The organism is Roseinatronobacter alkalisoli, from assembly GCF_028745735.1.
Taxonomy (GTDB): Bacteria; Pseudomonadota; Alphaproteobacteria; order Rhodobacterales; family Rhodobacteraceae; genus Roseinatronobacter; species Roseinatronobacter alkalisoli.
In genome coordinates, this window is sequence record NZ_JAQZSM010000004.1 from 230475 (window position 1) to 239832 (window position 9358).

General features: G+C 61.5%; 13 protein-coding genes. 6 read left to right on the forward strand and 7 right to left on the reverse strand.

The genetic code is table 11. The features are described from left to right. Nucleotides 1-26 precede the first annotated feature (26 nt). The 3 genes from PUT78_RS06900 to sigJ all read left to right on the forward strand — a co-directional run bounded on the left by PUT78_RS06900 (nucleotide 27) and on the right by sigJ (nucleotide 2372). Nucleotides 27-875, forward strand: a complete 849-nt coding sequence (locus PUT78_RS06900) for an alpha/beta fold hydrolase (RefSeq protein ID WP_274351504.1) — start codon at nucleotides 27-29, stop codon at nucleotides 873-875. 149 nt (nucleotides 876-1024) lie between these two features. Continuing rightward, nucleotides 1025-1480, forward strand: coding sequence for a carboxymuconolactone decarboxylase family protein (locus tag PUT78_RS06905; protein ID WP_274351505.1), 456 nt, complete (start codon nucleotides 1025-1027; stop codon nucleotides 1478-1480). Next, nucleotides 1470-2372, forward strand: a complete 903-nt coding sequence (sigJ, locus tag PUT78_RS06910; RefSeq protein ID WP_274351506.1) for an RNA polymerase sigma factor SigJ — start codon at nucleotides 1470-1472, stop codon at nucleotides 2370-2372. The genes PUT78_RS06905 and sigJ overlap by 11 nt, the downstream gene beginning before the upstream one ends. Before the next feature lie 68 nt (nucleotides 2373-2440). Here sigJ and PUT78_RS06915 read toward each other — a convergent pair whose 3' ends face one another. Continuing rightward, nucleotides 2441-3142, reverse strand: a complete 702-nt coding sequence (locus PUT78_RS06915; protein ID WP_274351507.1) for a TetR/AcrR family transcriptional regulator — start codon at nucleotides 3140-3142, stop codon at nucleotides 2441-2443. A 73-nt stretch (nucleotides 3143-3215) separates the two neighbouring features. Between PUT78_RS06915 and PUT78_RS06920 the strand changes: the two genes are divergently transcribed. Next, nucleotides 3216-3788, forward strand: coding sequence for an NnrU family protein (locus PUT78_RS06920; RefSeq protein WP_274351508.1), 573 nt, complete (start codon nucleotides 3216-3218; stop codon nucleotides 3786-3788). A 152-nt stretch (nucleotides 3789-3940) separates the two neighbouring features. On the opposite strand, the gene PUT78_RS06925 is transcribed toward PUT78_RS06920, so the two are convergent. From PUT78_RS06925 to PUT78_RS06945, 5 genes are all read right to left on the reverse strand, one after another. Beyond that, on the reverse strand, nucleotides 3941-4339 hold the full coding sequence (locus tag PUT78_RS06925; RefSeq protein ID WP_274351509.1) for a VOC family protein: 399 nt from the start codon (nucleotides 4337-4339) through the stop codon (nucleotides 3941-3943). 44 nt (nucleotides 4340-4383) lie between these two features. Next, entirely contained in the window at nucleotides 4384-5085 is a 702-nt protein-coding gene (locus PUT78_RS06930; RefSeq protein ID WP_274351510.1) for a DUF899 domain-containing protein, read from the reverse strand. A 43-nt stretch (nucleotides 5086-5128) separates the two neighbouring features. After that, nucleotides 5129-5785, reverse strand: coding sequence for a glutathione S-transferase family protein (locus tag PUT78_RS06935; protein WP_274351511.1), 657 nt, complete (start codon nucleotides 5783-5785; stop codon nucleotides 5129-5131). Nucleotides 5786-5804: 19 nt separating this feature from the next. Next, nucleotides 5805-7055 carry a serine hydrolase domain-containing protein gene (locus tag PUT78_RS06940; protein ID WP_274351512.1) on the reverse strand — a complete coding sequence of 417 codons (1251 nt, stop codon included), beginning with the start codon at nucleotides 7053-7055 and terminating at the stop codon, nucleotides 5805-5807. A gap of 118 nt (nucleotides 7056-7173) precedes the next feature. Further along, nucleotides 7174-7548, reverse strand: coding sequence for an ArsR/SmtB family transcription factor (locus PUT78_RS06945; protein ID WP_274351513.1), 375 nt, complete (start codon nucleotides 7546-7548; stop codon nucleotides 7174-7176). 48 nt (nucleotides 7549-7596) lie between these two features. Here PUT78_RS06945 and PUT78_RS06950 point away from each other — a divergent pair, with 48 nt between their 5' ends. Next, nucleotides 7597-8043: an SRPBCC family protein gene (locus PUT78_RS06950; protein WP_274351514.1), complete on the forward strand. Its 447-nt coding sequence runs from the start codon at nucleotides 7597-7599 to the stop codon at nucleotides 8041-8043. Nucleotides 8044-8068: 25 nt separating this feature from the next. Then, a complete protein-coding gene (locus PUT78_RS06955; RefSeq protein WP_274351515.1) occupies nucleotides 8069-8407 on the forward strand; it encodes a hypothetical protein in 339 nt (112 codons plus the stop codon). A gap of 59 nt (nucleotides 8408-8466) precedes the next feature. Here PUT78_RS06955 and PUT78_RS06960 read toward each other — a convergent pair whose 3' ends face one another. Further along, entirely contained in the window at nucleotides 8467-9336 is an 870-nt protein-coding gene (locus PUT78_RS06960; RefSeq protein WP_274351516.1) for a LysR family transcriptional regulator, read from the reverse strand. Between the last annotated feature and the right edge of the window lie 22 nt (nucleotides 9337-9358).

Consider the following 9358-nt stretch of genomic DNA (forward strand, 5'->3'; position numbering starts at 1 on the left):
TCAGAGATGTGAGGGAGAGAGAGAGCATGCGAATGGTCAGCGCAGGTGATGTAAGGATCGCCACGCAATCTTTTGGAACTGCAAGTGATCCGGCAATACTTCTCATCATGGGGGCAACGGCGTCGATGCTGGGCTGGCCGGAAACGCTTTGCGAAGACCTTGCCGGTCGCGGGTTCTTCGTGCTCCGGTTTGACCACCGCGATACCGGGCAATCCACCACGCTGCCGCCCGGGCAGGCCAGCTATACTGTTGAGGATCTGGCCGCCGATGTGATCGCCATTCTGGACGCCTATGGCGTGGAAAACGCGACGCTGATGGGCATGTCGCTGGGCGGCTATATCGCGCAGATGGTCGCCCTGCAGCACCCGCAGCGGGTCCGGTCGCTTGTCCTTGTCGCGGCGGAACCGCTGGGCTGGGACGGTCCGGCGCTGCCGAATATTCCGCAGGAATTCTTCGATCACCTTTCCGGACTGCAAACGCTGGACTGGTCGGACCGGGACGCGGTGATCAGCTTTCTGGCGCGGATTGACGAGCTATGCGCAGGGCCGGGCCAGCCTTTTGATGCCGTGCAGGCGCGCGCGCGGATTGAACGGGTGCTTGCGCGGACCGACAGTCCGGCAAGCATGTTCAATCACGCAAGCATGACAGTGCGCGAAGACTGGACAGGGCGTTTCCGCGAGATCGCACATCCGGTTCTTGTGATCCATGGTGAAGATGATCCGCTTCTGCCTGTCGGGAACGGGCGGGCCATTGCAGAAGGGATCGATGGCGCAGAGATTCTGGTGATTGCGGGCATGGGGCATGAATTTCCCGACCCAATGCTGGCCAGAATTGCAGAGCGTGCGGCCACGCATGCGCAACTGCGGCAGCGGTGAGTTTGGCAAGACAGCTCTGCTGTCGAGGCTGAGCGTTCCGATTTGGCACCTTTCGTGTTCTGCATCGCATTTGGTTGATCCGGTCCTGTCACAAAACGCCCCCATACCTCGTCATGTTTTCTGTCAGACCGGAGAGCGGAGAACCACAGATGACTGAGCGACTGAACTACCACCAGGCTTCACCCAAGGCGGTGAAGGCGATGCTGGCGCTTGCAGCCGAAACGCAGGCACTTTCAATACCCCTTGCGTTGCGCGAACTGGTCAATATGCGGGTTTCGCAGATCAACGGATGCGCCTTTTGCCTGAACATGCACGCCCCCGCGGCCCGGGACGCGGGTGTATCCCAGCAAAAGCTGGATGTGCTGGCCGCATGGCGCGAAAGCCCGGCATTCGACACCCGAGAGCGCGCAGCCCTTGGCTGGGCAGAGGCCCTGACCCGGATCGAGGCCACCGGCGCGCCGGATGCGGATTACACCACACTGACCGACGCCTTCATGCCGCAGGAATGTGTGGACCTGACGCTGGTGATCAACGCGATCAACGCCTGGAACCGGTTTGCCGTCGGCTTTCGTGCGACCCATCCCATGCGCCCTGATGCAGACTGACCCGCATCTGACCCTGTTCCAGCGAGAGCGCCGCCGCTTGGCGGGGCTCGCCTATCGCATGACGGGGTCGGTGGCGGATACCGAAGATATCCTGCAACAGGCGTGGATACGCTTTGCTGCGCAACCGCTTGCCGGGATCCTTGATCCTGCGCGCTATCTGGGCACGGTTGTCGCCCGGCTGTGCCTTGATCACCTCAAATCCGCCCGGCTGCGGCGTGAACGCTATGTCGGCGCGTGGCTGCCTGATCCGCTGGTTCAGGACAGCGCGCCGGACACTGAGCAAAATTGGGTCGTGGCCGAGGATGTGGGGATCGCGCTGATCCTGACCCTTGACCGGCTGACACCGGAAATGCGTGCGGCGTTTCTGTTGCGCGATGCGTTTGACTATTCCTTTGACGAGATTGCAGCCGTGGTCGGGCGCACGCCCGCAACCTGCCGCCAACTGGTATCACGCGCCCGCAAGCGGATGGCCGGGGCCGACCCCGGCCCGGTGCTGCCGCCGGAACAGTCCGCACCGATTGTGGCCGCCTTCTGGCACGCTGCCCGCACCGGCGACATGCAGGCGCTGACGGATATCTTTGCCGAAGAGATCGAGGTTCACACCGATGGCGGCGGCAAGGTGCCAGCGGCGATAAACGTGCTGCGCGGGCGCAGGCGGGCGGCTGGGTTGTTCGTTGGCCTTGCGCGCAAACGCCTTCTTCCGCCGCCGCCTGTGCCGCCCCTCCGATTGATCAACGGTGTGCCAGGATTCGTGACGCGAGAGCCGGGGAATGTGCTGCAAACCACGGCGATTGGCATCCGCGCAGGCAAAATTGTCGCTGTCTGGATTGTCCGCAACCCCGACAAGCTGCGGCATCTCGCTGCGAGCGGCAGGTATTATGTGCAGGGATGAAGGTCACATCCGGCCCCGGAACGCCGCAAGCTGACGCATTTCAGCGTGTGCTCTGCGTCCAATTGCCGTCAGCCAGCGTTTTCATCATAGTATCGGATATCAAGCCAGCCGCAAAGCTCCCTGAGGCAATCTTCAAAAAGGGGCGCAGCATCGCTGATTGCAAACTCGATCTGGTGCAGCACTTCAATGCACAAATGGCCATAGAGCCTGATCCAGCAGTTCAGGAAAACATAAACCGCCTCGGGCGGCATCCTGTTGCCACTTTCGACGGTATAGCGCTCCAGCTGGTGGCGGAGTGCTGGCGCCACTGAGGCAGGTTTGGGGGTCGGAAAGCCCTTCTGATCCCAAATTTCTGCAACCTCGTCAAAGAACAGCGCGCCAAAAGCGATTGCCGCCTTACGATCTTCGCGTGTGGCCGGGCCGGGGGGCTGAGGCAGTGGGGGGCTTGCGAAGATCATGCGGAAGCCGGCGCGGTTGGTGGTTGCCCAGCGACGCAAAGCGCGGCTCATGGGGACAAGGTTCACGGCACCGGGCACGCGCGCGTCGGCCACTGCCGCCGTCACCTCATGATAGAATTCAGCCGTCAGCCCGGCGATAAGGTCATCATGGCTGTCATAATAGCGATAGATTGCGGGCCCGCTCATGCCCATGCGGCGCGCCACGGCGTTGATGGTGACGGCCTGAACCCCCTCAGCAACAAGCAGGTCGCGCGCGGCCTGCCGGATCTCCTGATATGTCCGCGCGCGGACCTGGCTACGTCTGTCGGCCATGATGTTCACTCCGAATTTGTTATTGACTCTAACAAAAGTGACTATATTTCACAATCGAAAACCGGAGCCTCTCATGACCCTTCTTATCCTCGGCCTGATCCTGTTTCTCGGGGTCCATTCCGTCCGGATCGTTGTGCCCGATATCCGTGCCCGGATCATCGCGCGCGGTGGGGGCAGGGGGGCGTGGATGTGGCCCTACACGGGCGTCGCGGGCGCGGGTTTTGTGCTGATCATCCTTGGCTATGCGCTGGCGCGTTATGAAACCCCAATCCTTTACACCCCGCTGCCCGCGCTGCGGCATCTGGCGCTGGTCGTGATGCTTCCGGTCTTTCCGCTGTTGCTGGCTGCCTATCTGAAAGGGCGCATCGGGCAGATTGTCAGCCATCCGATGCTTGTTGCGACCATGCTGTGGGGCGTGGCGCATCTTATGGCGAACGGAACGCTGGCCGATCTGTTGCTTTTCGGCGGATTTCTGGTCTGGGCCATTCTGAACCGGCAATCGCTTATCCGGCGCGAAGGCGGTGCGGCGGTGGCGGGAAAAACGTGGCGCCGCAAGGACGCCATCGCCCTTGTTGGCGGTCTTGCGCTTTATCTCGCCTTCATCGGTGGCCTGCATGCGCTGCTGTTCGGTGTCTCGCCGATCTGAAAGCGATGGGCCGTATCGCCGCCTCTCAGGACGCCTTTCACGCCGTTGCCGATCCGGGGCGGCGCAGGATGCTGGACGCCATGCTGGCCATCGTGGCCAGCAGCAAACGCACCCACAGAAAGCCACACGGTAACGCGTTGCTGTTTGTGTCGTCACGGTGCCGCGAGGATCATCCAGAGGTGACCATCCGGATCGGCGAATACGCCGTTGAAGCCCCATGGCTTCTGCGACGGTTCGCTCAGAACGCTGCCTCCCGCCGCGACCCATTTATCTTTCAGGGTGCGGACATCGGCGGGCGTCGGCACGCTGAGTGACAGCAGGCATTCAACCGGCCCACCGAGGGCAGGTTTTCTGGGTGCGACCACGAAGCCAAAGCCGTCGTCGGGAACGAGCATCAGGCGCAGACCGGGATTGACGGAAAACTGCAACGGCTCCGGCAGGCCATCTTCCGTCAATTCGCCGATGGTTTGAAGATCAAGGGCGCTGCGATAGAAATCATGCGATCTGCGGCGGTCGGCGACCGGCAGGCTGATCGTCACAAGGTCTGTCATCTGGTTTCCAGTTCTGGCTTTTTTGAGTGAAAAGTCGGTCGCGGTCACTGGGGCGCCGCGTATTCATCATGGCGGCGGATCCAGTCCATGATCGTGTGCTCATTCCGGCCTTTCGGCGTGATGTCGAGATACATATAGGCCCCCATGACTTCTTCGTTGCCGCGCGCATAGCTTGAATAGGTATGATAGACAGCGCCGTCGGCATCCTTGAAAAAGACGCTCATGCCGGGCAATTCGTCATATCCTTCGTCATGGCGGTAATTGTAGAACACATGCCCCTTGGCCAGGTCTTCCGGCGTGAAGGAAACGTGATAGTCATAGTTGAAATCGGACCCGAAAGACGACACCCATCTGGCCCGCCAGCCCATGCGCTTTTTATAGGCCATGATCTTTTCAAGTGGCGCGCGGGAGATGCGCACATATGAAACGTCGTGGTTTTCCAGATGCACCAGCGCGCCTTCGGCGTGGTCCGCGTCGAACGAGCAGCTTTTGCAACCCGCATCCCAGTCGGGATGGAACATGAAATGATGGATGATAAGCTGGCTGCGGCCATCGAACAGGTCTGGCAGACCCCTCTCACCCTGTGGCGTATCAAAAACATAGGGTTTTTCGACCCTGACCCACGGCAGCGCCCTGCGTTCCTGCGCCAGCCGGTCGCGCATGCGGGTCATTTCCTTTTCATGCTCCAGATGGCGCTTGCGGGCCTCAAGCCATTCTTCGCGCGATACGATCATCGGTGCGGTCATGGTGTTCCTCTCTGATTTGCAATCAAGGCGGGCCTGAAGGTGTTCAGTCTGCTGCCGCGAAATGCGCCATCTGGTCTGCATAGGCCTTGGCAAAGGCGGGGCGGGCGGTTGCACGGGCGACATAGGCGCGGCAGGCAGGGGCCTCGGCCAGACCGTCAAAACGATGCACAAGGCGCAGGACATCGGCCATCAGGATATCCGCGATCGAGAAATCCCCTGCCAGCCATTCGCGCCCGGCCAGAACCTGCTCAGTATACTCTATCCGCGCTTGCAGGAAGGCATCGAGATGCTTGCGCCCTGGCGTCTGTTCGATGTCATTCGCGAACTGATAGATCGACCACGGCAGACTGGCCGCCTCGACCGAGTTGAGCGCGGAAATGACCCAGTTGAGTGCCTGTTGGCGTGTGTACGGATCGGTCGGCAGCAGGGCGGTGCTGCGCTCGCCCAGATAAATCAGAATCGCGCCCGATTCAAAGATCGTCTGGTCGCCATCGCTAAGCCATGGCACCTGCGCGAAAGGCTGATGCGCGATCTGGTCGGCGCCAAGCGCGCGGAACGGCACGCTGGGTATGAAGGGCACGCTTTGCACGCGATAGGGCAACCCGGCTTCTTCCAGCGCCCAACGCACCCGCAGATCACGCACATAGCCGCGCGGCAGCTTTGGCACCCATGCAAGGGTTGTCAGGGTCAGTTCAGGCATGCAGCAAACTCCCGCATTGTCATGTCGCATCAAAGGCCGCGTTGATGAAGGCTTCGGCGAATGCTGCATCGTCCGGGGCGGTCATCATGCGTTGGGTGAACAGCGTGGCAACCGTGTCAGTGGCCGGATCGCACCAGAAGGCGGTGCCGAACCCGCCCCACCAGCCAAACCGCCCGCGCGCGTTTTCAGGCGCGGTCCGCAGCGCCACGCCCAGACCCCAGCCATGCGTGTCCCAGAAATCCGGCGGAAACCACGGGGACGCCGCTTTCTGCGCCGGTGTGATCTGGTCGCGCAGCATTTCATTCACCAGTTCCGCTGACAGCACCTGCTGATCTCCCGCCATGCCGCCCGCCAGCAGAAACCGCCCGAAGGCAAGATAGTCATCAACTGTCGAAACCTGCCCGCCGCCACCTGCCTCGAACGCGGGCGGTTGCGCAAAACCTTCGCCAGAGGCAGAGTTCCAGTGCTCCAGCGCGCCGGTTTCTGCGTTGGGCGAATACTGGGTTGCCAGTCGATCGGCAGGCCCGGAAAACCCGGTATCGGCCATGCCCAGCGGGGCAAAGATACGCCGACGCTGGAATTCCCCCAGCGACATGCCACTGGCCCGCGCCACCAGCACGCCCGCCACATCCATCCCGGTATGATAGAGCCATGCTTCGCCCGGTTGATGGGCCAGCGGCAATGACCCCAGCCGTGCCATATAGGTGTCGGCATCCTCGCCGAATATCATTGGCCCCGGAGCCACGCCAAGCGCCTGCATCTGTCTGGTCAACGGCATATCGGCGAACACGATACCCAGCCCCATGCGCTGGCTCAGCAGGTCGCGCAGGGTAATGGCGCGGGTGGCGGGCAGGGTGTCGTCCAGTGCCCCGTCCATCTGGCGCAGCACCTGCGGTTCGGCCAGTTCGGGCAACCAGCGATCAACCGGTTCATCCAGGTCCAGCACCCCGTCCTGCACCAGCATCAATGCCGCAACCGCAGTCAACGGTTTACCGATAGAGGCCACGGCGAACAGCGTGTCGCGCTGCATGGCTGCGCCGCTGTCCAGATCGCGCACACCTGCAACATGGGTCCAGACATCCGGCCCGCGCGCAACCAGCGCCACAAGCCCCGGCACCCGCCCGGTGGTGACGGCCTGATCCAGCGCACTGCGCAGATTATCAAAGGGCGACGCCGACACCGGATTACCCATGCCAAGTACCAGTGGCAATGCTGCAGCCCCGGCCAATGCGCCGCGCCGTGTCAGACCTTGTGGTTTTATTTCGCACATCGCGCCCCTCCTGTCGTGGAATCACTATGGGTTTTGTGTAACTGAATAAACTTGTATATACAAGTTTATGTTGGCATGACCAGAATCCCGACCCATGGTGGCGCGGTGTTCTGCGGTCTTATGATTTGGCGGGTGCGTAGCTGGCAGGGGGTTGCGCAACGGGATCTGGTTCATCTTCCACCGTGCGTTTGAGCTGCGCCAGCATGCTGACGGCATGATCAGCATAGGGCCCGATCCAGCGTTGCTGGATGTCGTGAATGGGCAGCGCATCAAGGTGGTTCCAGCGTTCGCGCCCACGCCGTTCAACGACAAGCAGCCCGGCTTTTTCCAGAACCGTCAGGTGTTGCATCACAGTGCAGCGGTCGCACGCTGGCAGCGCGTCACACAGCGCGCCCGTGGTCTGCGGCCCGTCTTTCAACAGATCCAGCATCTGCCTGCGGACCCTGTGGCCAAGCGCCTTGAAAAGCGCATCATATTTATCTTCGGTTGACATGTTATATTTTTATAACATAATCGGAGAAAAGCAAAGAGGATTCGGAACATGGAACTGAAATTCACCGTGGCCGGGCGCATCGCGAAGCCCGTTGAGCAGGTGTTCGAGGCGGTTGTGAACCCCGACCAGTTGTCGCAGTATTTCACCACCGGCGGCGCGAAGGGGCGGCTGGTCTCCGGCGCGGAAGTGACGTGGGATTTCCACGATTTTCCGGGTGCCTTTCCGGTGCTGGTGCAGGACGTCGTGGCGAATGACCGGATCGTCCTGCAATGGGAAGCCGATGGCGATCTGGCAACCTGGACCACTGTCACCATGACATTTCAGGCGCTGGATGATGGCCGCACGCTGGTGCGCATCAACGAATATGGCTGGCCCGAAACCGAGGCCGGACTGCGGTCATGTTTTGGCAATTGCGAAGGCTGGACCGGGATGCTGTGCGCGATGAAGGCATGGCTGGAGCATGGCATCAATCTGCGTGCAGGATTCTACAAGTAAACCACCCCCCAAACGGAGAACCACAATGAAACCCGGAAAGAATATCGCAATCAAAGTGCCGCTGCACCGCTGGGAAGACACCGTTACGTTTTACCGCGATCAGGTCGGCCTGAAGGTGGCGCGTGAACTTGACGAAAGCACCGGCTTTGAATTTGGCGGGATGACCCTCTGGATCGACAAGGTGCGCCATCAAAGCCAGACCGACGTGTGGATTGAACTGTTCGATGATAACCCCGATGCCGCACTTGCGGCGCTTGGCAGCCCACAGCGCGATGAGCTGGAGCCGCTGAACGGTGTCACCGGCCACTGGACATCCGACCCGGCCGGAACAGTCATACTGTTGCGCAAGGAAACCGCTGCGTGATCACGCGGCCGCAACGCGCCAGCGCATGCGCCATGCCGGACGGGGATTGTCAGGGCGGGCTATTGCAGTCTGGCGCGTAACGCGCTGGAACTGCCGAAATGGTCCAGTACGGCACGGATACGGGCGGTGTTGCGCAGGTCCGGGTCCGTAAGAAGCCACAGATCGGTATCCAGGGCCGCGATCGGATCACCGATTTGCAACAGGTCAGGGTCATTGCCACCCAGATAGACTGGCAGAATCCCCGCGCCACCCCAGTGACGGACTGTCTGGTGCATCGACAGGATGGAGTTCACCTGAACGGTGCAGTTCCGTAGCAATCCGGTGCTGCGCATCGCCACATGTAGGGCAGGGTAGGGGAAGTCATCGGCGGGGCCGACAGCAGGCAGCGCGTCCAGCGGTTGTTCAGCAAGCGAGCGGTGCACGAAGATCGCCTGACGGATGACGCCCAGCTTACGGCCGACAAGCCTGTCTTCCGGCGAACTGGCGGGGCGCAATGCCACATCAGCTTCGCGGTGGGTCAGGTTCTGGACCAGATTGGACACATGCACATCCAGAACGATTCCGGGGAATGCCGCGTAAAAGCCGCTCAACTCCGGTGCGACAAGTGCTGTGAAAAGCGTGTCTGTGGTGGTCAGCACCACCTTGCCCGCAGGCCGTTTGTCCCGGTCCCCGACGCGCCGCTCCGCCTCGGTGGCCAGCGACTGCATTTCGCGCCCGGCGTCGATCAGTTCCCGCCCCGCCGCTGTCGGTACATAGCCGGTGCGCAGCCGCTCAAAAACACGCGCGCCCAGCCGCTGTTCAATCTGGTTGAGCCGGCGCATCAGGGTCGGGCGGCTTTGGGTGGTGCGGCGCGCGGCGGCGGCAAGTGTCCTTGCATCCGCAATCAGAAGCAGGGTGGCGAAATCGCCCCAATCAAGCCGAGCGTTCATTTCTGGTCATCCATTGCGCAAT

Excerpts from the sequence above, each read along its gene's own strand:
- PUT78_RS06900 (WP_274351504.1), top strand. The coding sequence starts at position 27 with ATGCGAATGGTCAGCGCAGGTGATGTAAGGATCGCCACGCAATCTTTT.
- PUT78_RS06905 (WP_274351505.1), top strand. The coding sequence starts at position 1,025 with ATGACTGAGCGACTGAACTACCACCAGGCTTCACCCAAGGCGGTGAAG.
- sigJ (WP_274351506.1), top strand. The coding sequence starts at position 1,470 with ATGCAGACTGACCCGCATCTGACCCTGTTCCAGCGAGAGCGCCGCCGC.
- PUT78_RS06915 (WP_274351507.1), bottom strand. The coding sequence starts at position 3,142 with ATGGCCGACAGACGTAGCCAGGTCCGCGCGCGGACATATCAGGAGATC.
- PUT78_RS06920 (WP_274351508.1), top strand. The coding sequence starts at position 3,216 with ATGACCCTTCTTATCCTCGGCCTGATCCTGTTTCTCGGGGTCCATTCC.
- PUT78_RS06925 (WP_274351509.1), bottom strand. The coding sequence starts at position 4,339 with ATGACAGACCTTGTGACGATCAGCCTGCCGGTCGCCGACCGCCGCAGA.
- PUT78_RS06930 (WP_274351510.1), bottom strand. The coding sequence starts at position 5,085 with ATGACCGCACCGATGATCGTATCGCGCGAAGAATGGCTTGAGGCCCGC.
- PUT78_RS06935 (WP_274351511.1), bottom strand. The coding sequence starts at position 5,785 with ATGCCTGAACTGACCCTGACAACCCTTGCATGGGTGCCAAAGCTGCCG.
- PUT78_RS06940 (WP_274351512.1), bottom strand. The coding sequence starts at position 7,055 with ATGTGCGAAATAAAACCACAAGGTCTGACACGGCGCGGCGCATTGGCC.
- PUT78_RS06945 (WP_274351513.1), bottom strand. The coding sequence starts at position 7,548 with ATGTCAACCGAAGATAAATATGATGCGCTTTTCAAGGCGCTTGGCCAC.
- PUT78_RS06950 (WP_274351514.1), top strand. The coding sequence starts at position 7,597 with ATGGAACTGAAATTCACCGTGGCCGGGCGCATCGCGAAGCCCGTTGAG.
- PUT78_RS06955 (WP_274351515.1), top strand. The coding sequence starts at position 8,069 with ATGAAACCCGGAAAGAATATCGCAATCAAAGTGCCGCTGCACCGCTGG.
- PUT78_RS06960 (WP_274351516.1), bottom strand. The coding sequence starts at position 9,336 with ATGAACGCTCGGCTTGATTGGGGCGATTTCGCCACCCTGCTTCTGATT.